The 18,094-nt window shown below is 62.4% G+C and carries 10 protein-coding genes; 6 read left to right on the top strand and 4 right to left on the bottom strand.

The window, feature by feature from the left end; genetic code table 11:
• Positions 1 to 49 precede the first annotated feature (49 nt).
• From prfB to EFB14_RS26095, 3 genes are all read right to left on the bottom strand, one after another.
• A protein-coding gene (gene prfB, locus EFB14_RS26105; RefSeq protein WP_126829453.1) for a peptide chain release factor 2 occupies positions 50 to 1,181 on the bottom strand; the annotation gives its coding sequence in 2 pieces (ribosomal slippage) (positions 50 to 1,111 and positions 1,113 to 1,181; 1,131 coding nt in all).
• Positions 1,182 to 1,284: 103 nt separating this feature from the next.
• Positions 1,285 to 3,744, bottom strand: a complete 2,460-nt coding sequence (locus EFB14_RS26100; protein WP_126829452.1) for a penicillin-binding protein 1A — start codon at positions 3,742 to 3,744, stop codon at positions 1,285 to 1,287.
• Positions 3,745 to 4,106: 362 nt separating this feature from the next.
• The gene (locus EFB14_RS26095; protein ID WP_126829451.1) at positions 4,107 to 5,366 is read right to left on the bottom strand and encodes an N-acetylmuramoyl-L-alanine amidase; all 1,260 of its coding nucleotides are present in this window, start codon (positions 5,364 to 5,366) and stop codon (positions 4,107 to 4,109) included.
• 623 nt (positions 5,367 to 5,989) lie between these two features.
• On the opposite strand from EFB14_RS26095, the gene EFB14_RS26090 reads away from it, so the two are divergent.
• Positions 5,990 to 8,860 carry an Rne/Rng family ribonuclease gene (locus EFB14_RS26090; RefSeq protein WP_126829450.1) on the top strand — a complete coding sequence of 957 codons (2,871 nt, stop codon included), beginning with the start codon at positions 5,990 to 5,992 and terminating at the stop codon, positions 8,858 to 8,860.
• A 448-nt stretch (positions 8,861 to 9,308) separates the two neighbouring features.
• Here the strand turns inward: EFB14_RS26090 and EFB14_RS26085 are convergent, their stop codons facing one another.
• The gene (locus tag EFB14_RS26085; protein ID WP_126829449.1) at positions 9,309 to 10,967 is read right to left on the bottom strand and encodes an acyl-CoA dehydrogenase family protein; all 1,659 of its coding nucleotides are present in this window, start codon (positions 10,965 to 10,967) and stop codon (positions 9,309 to 9,311) included.
• A 178-nt stretch (positions 10,968 to 11,145) separates the two neighbouring features.
• Here EFB14_RS26085 and EFB14_RS26080 point away from each other — a divergent pair, with 178 nt between their 5' ends.
• From EFB14_RS26080 to topA, 5 genes are all read left to right on the top strand, one after another.
• Positions 11,146 to 12,102, top strand: a complete 957-nt coding sequence (locus EFB14_RS26080) for an aspartate carbamoyltransferase catalytic subunit (protein ID WP_126829448.1) — start codon at positions 11,146 to 11,148, stop codon at positions 12,100 to 12,102.
• The gene (locus EFB14_RS26075; protein ID WP_126829447.1) at positions 12,099 to 13,388 is read left to right on the top strand and encodes a dihydroorotase; all 1,290 of its coding nucleotides are present in this window, start codon (positions 12,099 to 12,101) and stop codon (positions 13,386 to 13,388) included. The genes EFB14_RS26080 and EFB14_RS26075 overlap by 4 nt, the downstream gene beginning before the upstream one ends.
• Before the next feature lie 41 nt (positions 13,389 to 13,429).
• Entirely contained in the window at positions 13,430 to 14,050 is a 621-nt protein-coding gene (gene plsY / locus EFB14_RS26070; protein ID WP_125849215.1) for a glycerol-3-phosphate 1-O-acyltransferase PlsY, read from the top strand.
• On the top strand, positions 14,050 to 15,192 hold the full coding sequence (gene dprA / locus EFB14_RS26065) for a DNA-processing protein DprA (RefSeq protein WP_126829446.1): 1,143 nt from the start codon (positions 14,050 to 14,052) through the stop codon (positions 15,190 to 15,192). The genes plsY and dprA overlap by 1 nt, the downstream gene beginning before the upstream one ends.
• A gap of 246 nt (positions 15,193 to 15,438) precedes the next feature.
• Complete coding sequence (gene topA / locus EFB14_RS26060) at positions 15,439 to 18,093, top strand: type I DNA topoisomerase (RefSeq protein WP_126829445.1); 2,655 nt, start codon at positions 15,439 to 15,441, stop codon at positions 18,091 to 18,093.
• The last annotated feature ends 1 nt before the right edge of the window (position 18,094 follow it).

Genomic DNA, 18,094 nt, shown 5'->3' with positions numbered 1-18,094 from the left:
GAAAAGCCCCGTTGCCGGGGCCTTTTTGTCTCGATCCCGCTTTTACCGGTCAGTCGACGTCATCGACGACCGCATCGGCGGCGCCGCTGATTCGGTGGGCAAGTGCTGCTTCCATGAACTCGTTCAGCTCGCCATCGAGCACATCGTCCGGCGCGGTGCTGGCAACACCGGTGCGCAGGTCCTTGACCAGCTGATAGGGCTGCAGCACGTAGGAGCGGATCTGGTGGCCCCAGCCGATATCCGTCTTCGACGCGGCTTCGGCGTTGGCGGCGTCCTCACGCTTCTTCAGTTCCGCTTCGTACATGCGGGCGCGCAACATGTCCCAGGCCTTGGCGCGGTTCTTGTGCTGCGAACGCTCCTGCTGGCACTGCACGACGATGCCGGTCGGGATGTGCGTGATGCGCACGGCCGAGTCTGTCGTGTTGACGTGCTGGCCGCCGGCGCCCGACGAGCGGTAGGTATCGATGCGGCAGTCGCTCTCATTGATCTCGATCTGGATCGAGTCGTCGACAACGGGATAGACCCAGATCGACGAGAAGGAGGTGTGGCGACGAGCGTTGCTATCGTAAGGCGAGATGCGCACCAGCCGGTGCACGCCCGATTCCGTCTTCAGCCAGCCATAGGCATTGTGGCCCTTGACGAGCAGGGTCGCGGATTTGATGCCCGCTTCTTCGCCGTCGTGGACTTCGAGAAGCTCGACCTTGAAACGCTGACGCTCGGCCCAGCGGGTGTACATGCGCAGAAGCATGTTTGCCCAGTCCTGGCTTTCGGTGCCGCCGGCGCCGGAATGGACTTCGAGATAGGTGTCGTTGCCGTCGGCCTCGCCGGAGAGCATCGCCTCCACCTGGCGGCGCGCGGCTTCGGCCTTCAGGGCCTTCAGCGTATCCTCGGCTTCCCTAACGACGCCATCGTCGCCCTCTTCCTCGCCGAGCTCGATCAGCTCGACATTGTCGTTCAGCTGCTGTTCAAGCTGCTTGACGCCGCTGATGCCATCATCGAGCTGCTGGCGCTCGCGCATCAGCTTCTGCGCCTCGGCGGCGTCGTTCCAGAGGTTCGGATCCTCCGCCTTGTTGTTCAACCAGTCCAGTCGTCTTATCGCCTGGTCCCAGTCAAAGATGCCTCCTCAGCAGGGTGATAGCCTGCTTGGTTTCATCGACCACGTTTTCGATTTCCGCTCGCATTTTCCTGCTTCTCTGTAACGGTCTTCTTCAAGTGCTGGTGACATAGAGACGCCCGCCGCTGAAGTAAAGAGCCGCGGCGCGCGTCCGAAAATTAGGGCAATGCTCAGAAGAGGCCCGGGGTGCCGGTCTGGACGGCCTGGTTGGCCTGCGGCGAGGTCTTCAGGATTTCCTCCGGCGCCATGGTGCTGTCCATGCCGATGACGGAGAAGCTGTCGGCCGGGCCGGTGCCGGGCTTGAAAGCCTCGACAATGGTGTTCGGATCGCCGTCCGCGGCGGCCATGCCGGTCTTGCGGTCGATCGGGATCAGATTCATGCCTGATGGAATGACGAACTTCGATTCCGGCATGTCCTTGACGGCGGCCTGCATGAATTCGTTGAAGATCGGAGCGGAGAGAACACCGCCGGTACCGCCGCGGCCGAGTGGGGCCGGCGTATCGAAGCCCATATAGAGGCCGGCAACCAGATCCGGCGTGAAGCCTACGAACCAGGCATCCTTCTCGTCGTTGGTGGTGCCGGTCTTGCCGGCGACGTCCCGGCCGCCGAGATCGACCTTGCCGGCGGCGGTGCCGCGCTGGATGACGCCCTGCATCATCGAGGTGATCTGATAGGCGGTCATCGGATCGAGAACGGTTTCGCGATTGTCTACGACGTTCGGCTCTTCCTGATTCTGCCAGTCACCGGCATTGCAGCCCTCGCAGAGACGCTCCTCATGCTTGAAGATCGTTTTGCCGTAGCGGTCCTGGATGCGGTCGATCAGTGTCGGCTTGATCTGCTTGCCGCCATTGGCGATGACCGAATAGGCCGACACCATGCGCAGCACTGTCGTATCACCGGCGCCCAGCGACATGGAGAGAACCGGCAGCATGTGATCGTAGATGCCGAAGCGCTCGGCATATTCGGCGACGATGTTCATGCCGAGATCGTTGGCGAGGCGCACCGTCATCAGGTTGCGCGAATGCTCGATGCCCGAGCGCAGCGTCGAGGGCCCGCCGACTTCGCCGCCGTAGTTTTCCGGCTTCCAGACCTGGCCGCCCGAGACGATCTCGATCGGCGCATCCATGATGACGGAGGCCGGCGTATAACCATTGTCCATTGCCGCGGCATAGACGAAGGGCTTGAACGAGGAGCCCGGCTGGCGCATCGCCTGGGTGGCGCGGTTGAACTCCGACTGGGAATAGGAAAAGCCGCCGACCATGGCGAGCACACGGCCGGTCTTCGGGTCCATGGCGACCAGGCCACCCTGCACCTTCGGCGGCTGCTGCAGGCGGTAGGACGTCGACGCGTCGTCGCCGAGCTTTGCGACATAGACGACGTCGCCAGGGGCCACGACGCCGGCCGGCGATTTCGCAGTCTTGCGGGCGCCGTCGGCCGAACGGAAGGCCCACTGCATGTTCTTGGCATCGATCGTGCCGCGCTGGCGGTCGGCCGCGACCTTGCCGCTGCCATCCTTGGCCGGCTGCAGGCCGATGTCGACATTGCTGTCGGACACGGCGAGCACGACGGCGAGCCGCCATTCCGGCACGTCGGACAGTGCGGGAATATCGGCAAGCGCCTTGCCCCAATCGCCGCTTGCATCGATCTGCTTGATCGGGCCGTGGAAACCGCGGCGCTCGTCATAGGTCACCAGACCATCCTGCAGTGCCTTGCGGGCGGCGAGCTGCAGCTGTGGATCGAGCGAGGTGCGCACGGAAAGGCCGCCCTCGTAGAGGACCTTCTCGCCATATTGGTCGATCAGCTGGCGGCGCACGGCTTCGGCGAAATAATCCGAGGCGAAGAGCGAGGGACCGGTGGTGCGGGCGGTAACGCCGAGCGGCTGCTTCTTGGCTTCTTCGCCGTCGCTCTGGCTGACATAGCCGTTCTCGACCATGCGGTCGATCACCCAGTTGCGCCGCTCAAGCGCTGCTTCTGGATGGCGGAAGGGATGATAATTGGCCGGGCCTTTCGGCAGCGAAGCGAGATAGGCGGCCTCGGCGACGGTCAATTCCGTAACGGACTTATTGAAATAGGTGAGCGCCGCGCCGGCGATACCATAGGAATTCAGGCCGAAGAAAATCTCGTTCAGGTAGAGTTCGAGGATCTTGTCCTTGCTGTAGGCCTGCTCGATGCGGAAGGAGAGGATCGCTTCCTTGATCTTGCGGTCGATCGTCTGGTCCGAGCTTAGAAGGAAGTTCTTGGCCACCTGCTGGGTGATGGTGGAAGCCCCGACGGGGCGGCGGCCGGAGCCGAAATTCTGCAGGTTGACGAGGATTGCGCGGCCAAGGCCGGTCAGATCGACACCCGGATGATTATAGAAATTCTTGTCTTCGGCCGAAAGGAAAGCGGCCTTCACACGGTCGGGAATGGCCTGGATCGGCAGAAAGAGGCGCTTTTCCTTGGCATATTCAGCCATCAGAGCGCCGTTGCCAGCGTGGACGCGGGTCGTCACCGGCGGCGCGTAGCTGTTCAGAACGGCATAGTCAGGAAGATCCTTCGCAACATTGGCGAGATAGATGGCAATACCCGCCGCCGCGACCAGAAACAGGACGCAGGCCATTCCGAAGAAATATCCAAGAAGTCTAACCATATTTTCAGCTACCGGTCTCTTCGATCTTCAATCGGCGCGGACGCAACGATTGCACAGATCAAGGCAATTTGCACGTTGCGCGCGGCTTACTCCATGAGCGCTACCGCCACAAGCCGTTTCCGCGCCTCAGGCTATGAAACATAAGCCGGAGTAACGGCGCGAATGTGAGGAAAATAGGGCCCTCCCCGCCGCATTCACCACGATATCAGCGTTTCATCAGCAGTGTCACATACAAGCAACGCCCCTTCCCGCCGCAAGTCTGGAGCATCTTGCTCAGGATTTGATTCATGCGCCGCGCCTAAGTGTTTGTTTTTCAGGTAAACCGCCGTCCTAAAGCCGCTCGGAATTCCGGGCGGCAGGCATCAGCCGCCATTCGCCATGACTCCGGAACGGTATCGCTTCACGGCGTCGGTCAGGAGATCGGCGATCTTGCCGCGCCAAGTCTCGTCCAGCAGCAGTTTCTCATCATCGGCATTCGAGAGGAAGCCGAGTTCGAGAAGAATCGACGGCACATCAGGAGCCTGCAGCACGCGAAAGCCGGCATGGCGGTGCGGATTGTTGATGGTGCCGACCTGATCCCTGAAGGAATTCAGCACGCTCTCGGCGAGGGAGATCGAGAAGGCCTGCGTCTCGCGCCGCGTCAGGTCGAGCAGGATATCGGCGACCTCGGGCGGCTCGGTGACCGTCTCCTTGCCGGCGATCTGGTCGGAGAGGTTTTCACGTTCGGCAAGGTCGGCGGCAAGTTTGTCGGAGGCCTTGTCAGAGATTGTATAGACGGTCGAGCCGCGGATATCCTTCTGCTTCAGCGTATCTGCGTGCAATGAAATAAACAGGCCGGCATGGTTCTGGCGGGCAATCAGCACGCGCTGCGACAGCGACAGGAACTCGTCATCCTCGCGCGTCAGGAAGGCCTTGATACCCGGCTCCTTGTTCAGCCGATCGGTCAAAGCCTTGGCGAAGGCGAGCGTCACCTGCTTTTCCTCAGTCTTGGTGTCGACGCCGACCGCGCCGGTATCGATGCCGCCGTGACCGGCGTCGACGGCGATGACGAAATCGCCGGGAGCGGTCTTTTCCGGCGCCGGAATGGCGCTCGTCGTCTGAGCCGCCTCGGCCTGATCCTTCCAGGATTGCGTCTTGACCAATTCGGCAAACGCCTGCTTGTCGATCATCTCGGCCTCGAGCACGAGGCGATGGCCCTTGCCGGCCTCATCGGCCTGCACCTTGGCGAGCGCCAGCTTTACCGGCCTTGCGGTCGTCAGCACGATGCGGGCGCTCTCCTCGTCCATCTTGCCGTAGCGGATGTCCTTGAAGAGGCCGCGGGCAGCCAGATCCTTCGCCGGGAACCCGAAGGCTGTCGCCGGCAGATCGACGACGATGCGTTCCGGATTGGCTATGTAATGAACGGAGAAACGCGGTTCCCGGTCGAAATCGATGACGATGCGCGTTCTGGCATCATCGCCGATAATGCGCGCGCCATAGGCAAGCAGCGGATCCCTGGTCTCGGCGGAACCTGCAACCACAGGCAGGAGACAAACGGCAACGAGAGCCGCTGTCACAACCCGCCTTGCGAATGTCGATCGCCGCGTTGCGGATTTCGCCGCGATCCGAGCCCTCTTAAACAATAAACCGCCACATCCTATTTATATCGCGATGGACCCACCACGGCAGAAGCGGACGCCCTGGAGCGAAACACCTTTGCCGCCTTCCGATTCGCAGTCGCTTGATCCCCAGCTTCTATGCGTTTCGAAATCCATCAATATTATGGCACATTTGGCTTTTCCCTTGCTATTGTGACAGAGAAAACATACAACGAATTTTAGGGTAGAAGTGCTGACGGGATAGAGTCGCCGCAAGGCTGCCAGCCAGATCAGGACCTGGCGCCACATCGGTCATCGTCCGCCGTCTCATGCGCTTCAACCCGAGTACTGGATCCTGATTTTCCGGCTTTTGTCGGAACTTCATTGGTGGATCAGCCACCACGCTCTCAGGGAGCAAACTCATCGGACCCGAAACGGGTCTTCGTATTTGTCGATCACGCTTGGTTGTTGATGGTTTCGCAGCAGGTTTTATCTGAAGTGTACAGGCCCCGGACCGAAACGGTTCCGGCTGCGGTCTGGCTGCTGCTCTCCTCTTCGCGTCAGGCGCGACTTTCATTATCCGGCGCGGCCACGGTGGACCGCATTCTTTCTGTTTCAACAGCAGTCGGGAATGCGCTCTCGCGGCCTCGCCGAGGAGCTCAGCTTACATGGCAGACAAAATGCTTATCGATGCGTCTCACGAGGAAGAGACGCGCGTCGTTGTCGTTCGCGGGAACCGCATAGAAGAATTTGACTTCGAGTCGCAGCACAAGAAGCAGATCCGCGGCAACATCTATCTTGCAAAAGTAACGAGGGTCGAGCCCTCGCTGCAGGCCGCTTTCGTCGATTACGGCGGCAACCGGCACGGCTTCCTGGCCTTTGCCGAAATCCATCCCGACTATTACCAGATCCCGCTCGCCGATCGCCAGGCGCTGCTTCGCGCCGAGGCCGAGGAGCATCGCCGCGACGAGGACGTCGAACACGTCGAAACCGCGCCGATGGTCGATCTTTCGACCCAGGACCAGCCGGATGTCGGCATCGTTCCGGCCGAGGCTCCGGAACCGGCTGCCATAGCAGACGCGGCGGCGACTGAAGAAGTTGCGGCAACGACCGAGGCCCCGGCATCTGCCGAGGAAGCGCCGGCCAAGAAGGCAAGGCCGCGCCGCAGCCGCAAGAAGGTCGCCGAAACGACTCCGACCGAGGATGCAGTTCCCACCGATGTCGAAGCTGAAGGCGCTTCGAACGTAGACAACGAGGATGACGGTTCGACCGGCGGCACGATGGCTGCGGTGGTTGAAACCGACACGATCTCCGAGGATATCGACACCAACAAGCGTCGCCATGACGATGACGACGATGATGACGATCACGGTGAAGAGGAAGTCATCGAATCCGTCGGCGCCGAAGACGCGATGGAAGAGGTGCCGGACCGCGTGCAACGCAAGCCGCGCAAGCAGTACCGCATCCAGGAAGTCATCAAGCGCCGCCAGATCCTGCTCGTGCAGGTCGCCAAGGAAGAACGCGGCAACAAGGGCGCCGCACTCACCACCTATCTCTCGCTTGCAGGCCGCTACTCGGTTCTGATGCCGAATACGGCGCGTGGCGGGGGCATTTCCCGCAAGATCACCAATCCGCAGGACCGCAAGCGCCTGAAGGAAATCGCCCGCATGCTCGAAGTGCCGCAGGGCATGGGCGTGATCCTGCGTACCGCTGGCGCCAACCGCACCAAGGTCGAAGTCAAGCGCGATTTCGAATATCTGATGCGTCTGTGGGAGAATGTCCGCACGCTGACGCTCGCTTCCACCGCTCCCTGCCTCGTTTATGAGGAAGGATCGCTGATCAAGCGCTCGATCCGCGATCTCTATAACAAGGATATCGGCGAGATCATCGTTGCCGGCGAAGAAGGCTATCGTGAAGCGAAAGACTTCATGAAGATGCTGATGCCGAGCCATGCCAAGGTGGTTCAGCCCTATCGCGACATCCACCCGATCTTCTCGCGCTCCGGCATCGAAGCCCAGCTCGACCGGATGCTGCAGCCGCAGGTAACGCTGCGTTCCGGCGGCTACCTGATCATGAACCAGACGGAAGCGCTGGTTTCGATCGACGTCAACTCCGGCCGCTCGACGCGCGAACACTCGATCGAGGACACTGCCCTCCAGACGAACCTCGAAGCCGCGGAAGAAATCGCCCGCCAGCTTCGCCTGCGCGACCTTGCAGGCCTTATCGTCATCGACTTCATCGACATGGAAGAGAAGCGCAACAACCGCGCCGTCGAGAAGAAGCTGAAGGAATGCCTGAAGAACGACCGCGCCCGCATCCAGGTCGGCCGGATCTCGCATTTCGGCCTGCTCGAAATGTCGCGCCAGCGCATTCGCGCTTCGGTTCTTGAATCGACGACCCAGGTCTGCTCGCATTGCGGCGGCACCGGCCATGTCCGTTCGCAGTCTTCCGTCGCCTTGCATGTACTGCGCGGCATCGAGGAATATCTGCTCAAGAACACGACGCACAACATCACCGTGCGCACGACACCCGATATCGCGCTCTACCTGCTGAACCACAAGCGCCAGACGATCGTCGATTACGAAGCTCGCTTCGGCGTCGCGATCATCATCGATGCGGACGGCTCGGTCGGTGCGCAGCACTTCGCGATCGATCGCGGCGAGGCGGTCGAAAATCCGGTCAAGATCGAAAGCCTCTTCAACTTCGCAGCCATTCCCGAGGACGATGACGACGATATCGTCATCGAGGCGGATGAGGACGAAGACGAGGAACTCGAGGAAAAGCCTGCCGCTGCCGAACGCGCCGCCACAGTGCGCTCGGAAGGCGAAGCTGACGGCAACCGCAAGCGCAAGCGCCGCAGGCGCCGTCGCGGCCGCAACGGCAATGCCGAGCAGCAGACATCCGCTGCAGGCGAAGCCGGCGACGAAGAAGAGGACGGCGAGGACGAAGGCAGCGAGGGCGATGAAAATGCCGCCGTCACGCCTGAAGCCCGTGCCGAAAGCGAGGAATCGCAGCGCCGCAAGCGCCGCCGTCGCGGCAAGCGTGGTGGTCGCCGCAATCGCGCCGAGGACGGCTCCGAACTGACGGCCGGTGAAGCCGGCGAAAGCAACGGCAGCGACGAGGATGAAGGCGATGACACTTCGGATGACGTCGCTCCTGCCGAAGTCGAAATCGTCGAGGCGATTGCCGAGCAGACTGGCGAAGGCCAGGCCGCAGGAGCCGCCGTCGAAGGTGCTGCCGTCGTCACCGAGGATGCGAAGCCAGCCCGTGGCCGTGGCCGCCGCAAACCTGCCGCAGCGCCGGTTGAAGAACCGGTAGCGGAAGCGGCGCCCGCCGTCGAAGCCGAGCCCGAGGTGGTCGAAGCCTCTGCCGAACTCGAAACGCCCGTCCAGGAAGAGGCAAAGCCGGTTCGCGCCAATCGCGAATCCAACATCTCCTCCTCTGAGCCGACGGTAAAATCCACTCGCAGCGAAAATGCCGAAAGCGAAGACGGCAAGCCGAAGAAGGCCGGCTGGTGGCAACGCCGTGGCTTCTTCTGAACGCTGATTTTTGGACGTAAGTAATAAAGTCCGGCCGTGGCGACGCGGCCGGATTTTTGTTTATGGCGAGAGTATCGGCGGAAAAATGCGATCACAGATTCTCTCGGGGATAGCTGGGAAAGCGATCTCAATGAGATCCGTCGCGACCAGTCCTGAAGGACAATCGTTCTCGACGGTTCGGTATGGATTGCGCGTCAGCGCAGCCAACCCACCCGGGAGATCGCCGAGACCAGCCCCTCATCCGGCTGCCACTTCTCCCTGTAAACGGGGCGAAGGGACCATGCCGCACCCCTCTCCGTTCCCCGCGCACCTCTCGCAGGCACGTCCCCTCGCCCCGTTTACGGGGGTCCGATGGACGGGTCGATATCTGTAGCTCGACCCGGGCAAGGGTTAGGGTGAGAGGCGGCCATCGGCGCAAAGCCCTTAGGCAGCACAAAGAAGGCTGCGGTCAGGCTGCCGGCGGGTAAAGCAAGTCGACGATGTAGCTGGCGTCAAAGCGAGAATCGAGCATGCCGTAGGTGGAACGCCAGCCGCCGGCAAGGCGCGTCTCGATGAAGGCATCGGCAATGCGCCCAGCGCCCAACCGATAGAGTTCGGCGGCACCGGCGGCAAGTGCCAGTTGCTCGACGAGCAGGCGCGCGGCGCCCTCGTCCTGTTCGCAGAGCGCGATTGCGGCGCGCAGCACGTCGATCGTCTTCTTGCCGGCGGGGCCGAGATCACGGGCAAGGCCTGCAAAGACCGTCTCGAACAGATCCTTGCCGCGGTTGAGCACACGCAGCACATCCAGCGCCATGACGTTGCCGGAACCTTCCCAGATCGCGTTGACGGGCGCCTCGCGGTAATGGCGGGCGATCGGGCGCTCCTCGATGTAGCCGTTGCCGCCGATGCATTCCATCGCCTCGTAGATCAACGCGGGCGCGATCTTGCAGCACCAGTATTTGGCGACCGGCGTCATGACGCGGGCATAGGCTGCCTCCTCGGCATTGCCGCGCGCCTTGTCGAAGGCATCGGCGAGACGGAAGGAGAGCGCGGTTGCGGCGGCGACATCGAGCGCCATGTCGGCGAGCACGCGCGTCATGATCGGCTGGTTGACGAGCATCTTGCCGAAAACGCTGCGGCCGCGGGTATGGTGTACGGCCTCGGCGAGCGAAGCGCGCATGATGCCGGACGAGGCCAGCGCGCAGTCGAGCCGTGTCAGCGTCACCATGTCGAGGATGGTGCGGATGCCGGCATCCGGGCCGCCGAGCAGGAAGCCGAACGTGTCGGTGAATTCCACCTCGGAAGAGGCGTTGGAGCGATTGCCGACCTTATCCTTCAGCCGCTGGAACTGCAGGCCGTTCGCCGAACCATCCTCCAGAAGGCGGGGCACCAGGAAGCAGCCCATGCCCTCCTTCGTCTGCGCCAACATGATGAAGGCGTCGCTCATCGGAGCAGACATGAACCATTTGTGGCCGGACAGCCGGTATATGCCTTCGCTGACCTTCTCAGCCGCGCTCCGGTTGGCGCGCACGTCCGTGCCGCCTTGCTTTTCCGTCATGCCCATGCCGATGGTCACGGCGGACTTCTGCATGGCGGGCTTGTTCGACGAATCATATTTGCGCGAGAGGATCTTCGGGGCCCAGTCCTTCTGTACCGCGGGCGAAGCCGACAGTGCGGCAACCGATGCGCTCGTCATCGTCAGCGGGCAGAGATGGCCTGATTCCAGCTGCGCCATCAGATAGAAGCGCGCGGCGCGAACCTTGTGAGCCTCATCTTTGGCCTCGGTATCGGCCTGCGGATCCCAAACGGAGGAATGCAGGCCGACCGACATGGAGCGGCGCATCAGCGCGTGCCAGGCGGGATGGAATTCGACAACGTCGAGGCGTTCGCCGCGCGGGCCGTGGGTGCGCAGCTGCGGCGTGCCCTGGTTTGCCATGCGCGCCAGTTCCTGCGCCTCCGGCGAGGTGACGTAGCGGCCCATGTTTTCCAGATCCTCGCGGATGCCGCGCGGCAGCGCCGCCGTCAGATCGACGATCAGCGGATCGGATCGATAGGCATTGATGCCGGACCACAGGCTCGGCTGGTTGAGTTCTGCGAGTTTGTCGTCAGTCCGGTTGGCGGAGGTCATTGTTCGCTTCTAGTGCAAGAACCCGGCAAAAGGAAACCGGAAGTTATGATTCGCTCATTCTGCTCTATCGGAATTCGGGCGAAAATGCATGGGGACATAAGCCTTTGCCCACAGCGCATGCTTGCCCAGGCGGGCCGCACTCTTTATAGACCCGCCAGAGACAGCAAGAGGCAGGGTCATGGTCTTTTTCCCCCACCGCCACCTCATCGGCATCAAGGGCCTCACCGAGCAGGATATCACCTATCTTCTCGACAAGGCCGACGAGGCCGTCAAGATCAGCCGCCAGAGAGAAAAGAAGACGTCGACGCTGCGCGGACTGACGCAGATCAACCTTTTCTTCGAGGCATCGACCCGCACACAGGCCTCCTTCGAGCTTGCCGGCAAGCGGCTCGGCGCCGACGTCATGAACATGTCGGTCGGCAACTCCTCGGTCAAGAAAGGCGAAACGCTGATCGACACGGCGATGACGCTGAATGCGATGCGACCTGACGTGCTGGTCATCCGACATTCGAGCGCGGGTGCGGCTGCCCTGCTCGCTCAAAAAGTCTCCTGCTCGGTCGTCAATGCCGGTGACGGGCAGCACGAACATCCGACCCAGGCCCTGCTCGACGCGCTGACGATCCGCCGCGCCAAGGGCAAGCTGTCACGCATCATCGTGGCGATCTGCGGCGACGTGCTGCATTCGCGCGTGGCGCGCTCCAATATTCTGCTGCTCAATGCGATGGGCGCCCGCGTGCGCGTCGTCGCGCCCGCGACCCTTCTGCCCGCCGGCATTGCCGAGATGGGTGTCGAGGTCTTCCATTCGATGAAGGAAGGCCTGAAGGACGCCGACGTGGTGATGATGCTGCGGCTGCAGCGCGAGCGCATGTCGGGCGCCTTCGTGCCTTCGGTGCGCGAATATTATCACTTCTACGGGCTCGACTCCGAAACGCTGAAGGCGGCGAAGGAAGATGCGCTGGTCATGCATCCCGGCCCGATGAACCGCGGCGTCGAGATCGCTTCGGAAGTGGCCGACGGGCCGCAGAGCGTCATCGCCGAGCAAGTGGAAATGGGGGTCGCGGTACGCATGGCTGTGATGGAGACGCTGCTCGTTTCGCAGAACCAGGGTCCCCGAACCGATGGAACAACGGCATGAGCAACCCGATCGTCCTCAAGAACGTCCGCATCATCGACCCGTCGCGCAATCTCGACGAAGTCGGGACGATCATCGCAGAAAATGGCGTGATCCTTGCCGCCGGCCGTGATGCGCAGAACCAGGGCGCGCCGGAAGGCGCTGATATCCGCGACTGCACGGGCCTTGTCGCGGCGCCCGGCCTCGTCGATGCCCGAGTCCATGTGGGCGAACCCGGCGGCGAGCACCGCGAGACCATCGCGTCGGCAAGCCGGGCGGCAGCAGCCGGCGGCGTCACCTCGATCATCATGATGCCGGACACCGACCCCGTCATCGACGACATCGCGCTCGTCGAATTCGTCAAGAAAACGGCGCGGGATACGGCGGCCGTCAACGTCTATCCGGCAGCCGCCATCACAAAAGGCCTTGCCGGCGAGGAGATGACGGAAATCGGCCTCCTGATGCAGGCGGGCGCCGTCGCCTTCACCGACGCCCATTCTAGCGTCCACAATACGCAGGTGCTCCGCCGAATCATGACCTATGCGCGCGAATTCGGCGCCGTCATCTCCTGCGAAACGCGCGACAAATATCTCGGCGCCAACGGCGTCATGCATGAAGGGCTTTTCGCCAGCTGGCTTGGGCTTTCCGGCATCCCTAGGGAAGCCGAGCTCATTCCGCTCGAACGCGATCTCAGGATCGCAGAGCTGACGCGCGGTCGCTATCACGCCGCGATGATCTCCGTGCCGGAATCAGTGGAAGCGATCGAGCGTGCCCGCAGCCGCGGCGCCAAGGTGACCTGCGGCGTTTCGATCAACAATCTGGCGCTCAATGAAAACGACATCGGCGAGTACCGCACCTTCTTCAAGCTCTATCCGCCGCTGCGTCCGGAAGACGACCGGGTGGCGATGGTCGAGGCGCTCGCCCGCGGCGCGATCGATATCATCGTCTCCTCGCACGACCCACAGGACGTCGATACGAAGCGCCTGCCCTTCGCCGAGGCGGCGGACGGCGCGGTCGGCCTTGAAACCATGCTGGCAGCGGCCCTCCGGCTTCACCATGGCGGCCAGGTGAGCCTGATGCGCCTGATCGACGCGATGTCGACCCGCCCGGCTCAGATCTTCGGGCTTGATGCCGGCACGCTGAAGCCGGGCGCTGCTGCCGATATCGCACTGATCGATCTCGATGAGCCTTGGCTTGTCGCCAAAGACATGCTTCTCTCCCGCTCGAAGAACACGCCGTTCGAAGATGCGCGCTTCAGCGGGCGAGCAGTCGCGACGTACGTCTCGGGAAAGCTTGTCCACGCACTCTAGGAAAAGGCTGGACTGATAAGCCACGGAGGGCTGTGGGGCATATGCTATCCAATCTCATGTCATGGCAGATCACGCTGCCGATCGCGCTTGTCGCCGCCGTCATCGGCTATCTCTTCGGCTCCATTCCTTTCGGCCTGATTCTCACGCGCGCCGCCGGTCTTGGCGACGTGCGCAGCATCGGTTCCGGCAATATCGGCGCGACCAACGTGTTGAGGACAGGAAATCGGAAGCTTGCCGCAGCGACCCTGCTGCTCGATGCGCTGAAGGCATCGGCCGCGGCCTGGATCGTCGGCTATTTCCTTGGTGACGAGGCGGCGATCATCGCCGGTTTCTTCGCTTTCATTGGCCACCTCTTCCCGGTCTGGATCGGCTTCAAGGGCGGCAAGGGCGTCGCCACCTATATCGGCACCCTGCTCGGCGTCGCGCCGATCATGGTCGTGCTCTTCGCCGCCGTCTGGCTGGCGGTCGCCTTCACCACCCGCTACTCCTCGCTTTCGGCGCTGGTTGCCATGCTCGTTATCCCGGTTGCCCTGTGGATCCTGGGCAACGAAAAAGTTGCAGCCATCATGGCGATCATGACCCTGATTTCCTACTGGAAGCACAAGGCGAATATATCGCGCCTGATGAGCGGGACGGAAAGCAAGATCGGAGCAAAGGGATAATGGATGGGCTGAGCGCGGCACCAAAAGGCGTTGTGCTGACCGAACGGCAGAGAATTGCCTGGTTGCGCCTGATCCGTTCCGACAATGTCGGCCCCGCGACCTTTCGCGACCTCATCAATCATTTCGGTTCGGCTGAAGCCGCACTCGCAGCGCTGCCGGAGCTTTCGGCGCGCGGCGGCGCGACGCGGGCTATCCGTATCGCCAGCGAGGCCGAAGCGCATCGGGAACTGGAAGCAGCGCATCGTTTCGGCGCCCGCTTCGTCGGCATCGGCGAGCCGGATTATCCGCAAGCGCTGAAGCAGATCGACGGCGCGCCGCCGCTACTGGCAGTCAAGGGCGCACTTGCCGCTGCCAAACCACCGGCCGTCGGCATCGTCGGCTCGCGCAATGCCTCGATCGCAGGCGCCAAATTCGCAGCGATGGTGGCGCGCGACAGCGGCCGGGCGGGTTACACCGTCGTCTCCGGCCTGGCTCGCGGGATCGACACCGCGGCCCACCGGGCAAGCCTCGACACGGGCACGATCGCCGCGCTTGCCGGCGGGCTCGACCAGCCTTATCCACCCGAGAATATCGGCCTGCTCGAAGAGATTACCGGCGGCAACGGCCTGGCAGTGAGCGAGATGCCCTTCGGTTGGGAGCCCCGCGCCCGCGACTTTCCGCGCCGCAACCGGCTGATCGCCGGCATTGCACTCGGCCTCGTGGTCGTCGAAGCAGCGGAGCGTTCGGGATCGCTGATCACCGCGCGGCTTGCAGGCGAGTTCGGCCGCCTTGTGTTTGCCGTGCCAGGCTCACCGCTCGATCCGCGCTGCCACGGCACCAACGGGCTGCTGAAGGATGGCGCTTCGATCGTCACCGCACCTGCCGATGTCGTCGAGGCTTTGGCGCCGCTTGCGCAATTCGATCTGTTCCCGTCATCAATGGCGGAGGAACCCGCGCGTGACGGCAAGGCGATGATCGTGCCGCCCGGCGATTCCGATCGAAACCGCATCATCGAGGCGCTCGGGCCGACGCCGGTCGAGGTCGACGACGTCATCCGCCACACCGGCCTTTCGGCATCGGCGGTCTATCTCGTTCTTCTGGAACTCGATATATCGGGCAGGCTGCATCGGCATCTGGGCGGCCTCGTTTCGCTTTCCAGCTGAGGCTTGCGATATCAAAGAGCGGCTTTGCAAACTGCCAGAACCGCGTGCCGAACCAGCAGGACAGCAATCAAAAGCTGCATTTTATGCGCAATCCTCCCTCGATTGCACCGTCCGCAAGAGGTAAAATTGTAGCAAACCCCTTGACCGCAGCGATTTCCCTGTCCATGTCGGGGGGCTGGTATCCATGTTGCGGTGCGTCTTGCGCCGGCTTCCACGCTGGCGTGGCTTCTTATTTAGAGAATCATCATGAATGTTGTAGTGGTGGAATCGCCTGCAAAGGCCAAGACGATCAACAAGTATCTGGGTTCAGGATACAAAGTGCTCGCCTCCTTCGGCCATGTGCGCGATCTGCCTGCCAAGGATGGCTCAGTCCTCCCCGATCAGGATTTCGAAATGCTTTGGGAGGTCGATAGCGCCTCCGCCAAGCGGATGAAGGACATTGCCGACGCAGTGAAATCCTCCGACGGCCTTTTCCTCGCGACCGACCCGGATCGCGAAGGTGAGGCAATTTCCTGGCACGTCCTCGACATGCTGAACAAGAAGCGCGTGCTCAACGGCAAGCCCGTCAAGCGCGTCGTCTTCAATGCGATCACCAAGAAGGCCGTGCTCGATGCGATGGCCGATCCACGCGACATCGACGTGCCGCTGGTCGACGCCTATCTCGCCCGCCGCGCGCTCGACTATCTCGTCGGCTTCAATCTTTCCCCGGTCCTGTGGCGCAAGCTGCCCGGCGCGCGTTCGGCCGGCCGCGTCCAATCGGTGGCGCTTCGCCTGGTCTGCGACCGAGAATCCGAAATCGAGCGCTTCATTTCGGAAGAATACTGGAACCTCTCGGCGCTTCTGAAGACGCCGCGCGGCGACGAGTTCGAGGCGAAACTGGTTTCAGCGCACGGAAAGCGGCTGCCGCCGCGCGCGATCGGCAACGGCGAGGAAGCCGGCCGCCTGAAGGCCTTGCTCGAAGGCGCAAGCTTCATCGTCGACTCGGTCGAAGCAAAACCGGTCAAGCGTAACCCCGGACCGCCCTTTACGACCTCGACGCTGCAGCAGGCTGCCTCCTCCAATCTCGGCTTCTCCGCCTCTCGCACCATGCAGATCGCCCAGAAGCTTTATGAAGGCGTCGATATCGGCGGCGAGACAGTCGGTTTGATCACCTATATGCGAACTGATGGCGTGCAGATGGCGCCCGAAGCGATCGACGCGGCGCGGCGCGCCATCGTCGACCAGTTCGGCGAGCGCTACATGCCGGAGAAGCCGCGTTTCTATTCCACCAAGGCCAAGAACGCCCAGGAGGCACACGAGGCGATCCGTCCGACCGATTTCGACCGCTCGCCCGACCGTGTGCGCAAGTTCCTCGATGCCGACCAGATCCGCCTCTATGACCTGATCTGGAAACGCGGCATCGCCAGCCAGATGGCATCGGCCGAAATTGAGCGCACGACAGCCGAGATCACTGCCGACAACAAGGGCGAGAAGGCCGGCCTTCGCGCCGTCGGCTCGGTCATCCGCTTCGACGGCTTCATCGCCGCCTATACCGACCAGAAAGAGGACGGCGAACAGAGCGACGGCGACGACGAGGATGGCCGCCTGCCGGAGATCAATGCGCGCGAGAACCTCGCCAAGCAGAAGATCAATTCGACGCAACATTTCACCGAACCGCCGCCGCGCTATTCGGAAGCCTCGCTGATCAAAAAGATGGAAGAGCTCGGCATCGGCCGTCCTTCCACCTATGCCGCGACGCTGGCGACGCTTCGCGACCGCGACTATGTGACGATCGACAAGCGCAAGCTGATCCCGCAGGCCAAGGGCCGGCTGGTGACCGCTTTCCTCGAAAGCTTCTTCACCAAATATGTCGAATACGATTTCACCGCCGATCTCGAGGAAAAGCTCGACCGGATTTCCGCCGGCGAGCTGAACTGGAAGCAGGTGCTGCGCGATTTCTGGAAGGATTTCTTCGCCCAGATCGAAGACACCAAGGAACTGCGCGTCACCAATGTGCTCGATTCGCTGAACGAGGCGCTGGCGCCGCTCGTCTTCCCCAAGCGGGAGGATGGCAGCGATCCCAGAATCTGTCAGGTCTGCGGCACCGGCAACTTGTCGCTGAAGCTCGGAAAATACGGCGCCTTCGTCGGCTGCTCGAATTATCCCGAGTGTAATTACACCCGTCAGCTCTCCTCCGAAAACGGTGGGGAAGCGGAAGGTGTCGCACTCAACGAGCCGAAGAACCTCGGCACCGATCCGACGACGGGCGAGGATCTGACGCTGCGCTCGGGGCGCTTCGGCCCCTATATCCAGCGCGGCGACGGCAAGGAAGCCAAGCGCGCTTCGCTGCCGAAAGGCTGGAAGCCCGAGGATATCGACTACGAAAAGGCGATGGCGCTGATCTCGCTGCCGCGCGATATCGGCAAACATCCCGAAACCGGCAAGATGATCTCTTCAGGCATCGGCCGCTACGGGCCGTTCCTTCTGCATGACGGCTCCTACGCCAATCTGGAGACCGTCGAGGACGTGTTCTCGGTCGGTCTCAACCGCGCCGTGACTGTCATCGCCGAAAAGGCGAACAAGGCGCCGGGCCGGGGTGCGCGTGGCACGCCGGCGGCGCTGAAGACGCTCGGCGATCATCCCGACGGCGGCGTTATCACCGTTCGCGACGGCAAATACGGTCCCTATGTCAACTGGGGCAAGGTCAATGCGACACTGCCGAAGGGCAAGGATCCGCAGGCGATCACCGTCGAAGAGGCGCTTGCGCTGATCGCCGAGAAGGCAGGCAAGGCTCCTGCCGGCAAGACGGTCAAGGCGAAAGCCAAGCCGAAGGCAGCAGCTGCCGAGGCCAAGGCCACGAAGACGGCTGCCAAGCCGAAGACAACGAAGGCGAAGGCGCCCGCGAAATCGAAAAAGAGCTGAC

The organism is Rhizobium fabae, from assembly GCF_003985135.1.
GTDB classification, from domain to species: Bacteria; Pseudomonadota; Alphaproteobacteria; order Rhizobiales; family Rhizobiaceae; genus Rhizobium; species Rhizobium pisi.
This window is presented reverse-complemented; position numbering and strand designations above follow the sequence as displayed.

Excerpts from the sequence above, each read along its gene's own strand:
- EFB14_RS26075 (WP_126829447.1), top strand. The coding sequence starts at position 12,099 with ATGAGCAACCCGATCGTCCTCAAGAACGTCCGCATCATCGACCCGTCG.
- EFB14_RS26080 (WP_126829448.1), top strand. The coding sequence starts at position 11,146 with ATGGTCTTTTTCCCCCACCGCCACCTCATCGGCATCAAGGGCCTCACC.
- EFB14_RS26100 (WP_126829452.1), bottom strand. The coding sequence starts at position 3,744 with ATGGTTAGACTTCTTGGATATTTCTTCGGAATGGCCTGCGTCCTGTTT.
- EFB14_RS26085 (WP_126829449.1), bottom strand. The coding sequence starts at position 10,967 with ATGACCTCCGCCAACCGGACTGACGACAAACTCGCAGAACTCAACCAG.
- dprA (WP_126829446.1), top strand. The coding sequence starts at position 14,050 with ATGGATGGGCTGAGCGCGGCACCAAAAGGCGTTGTGCTGACCGAACGG.
- topA (WP_126829445.1), top strand. The coding sequence starts at position 15,439 with ATGAATGTTGTAGTGGTGGAATCGCCTGCAAAGGCCAAGACGATCAAC.
- EFB14_RS26090 (WP_126829450.1), top strand. The coding sequence starts at position 5,990 with ATGGCAGACAAAATGCTTATCGATGCGTCTCACGAGGAAGAGACGCGC.
- plsY (WP_125849215.1), top strand. The coding sequence starts at position 13,430 with ATGCTATCCAATCTCATGTCATGGCAGATCACGCTGCCGATCGCGCTT.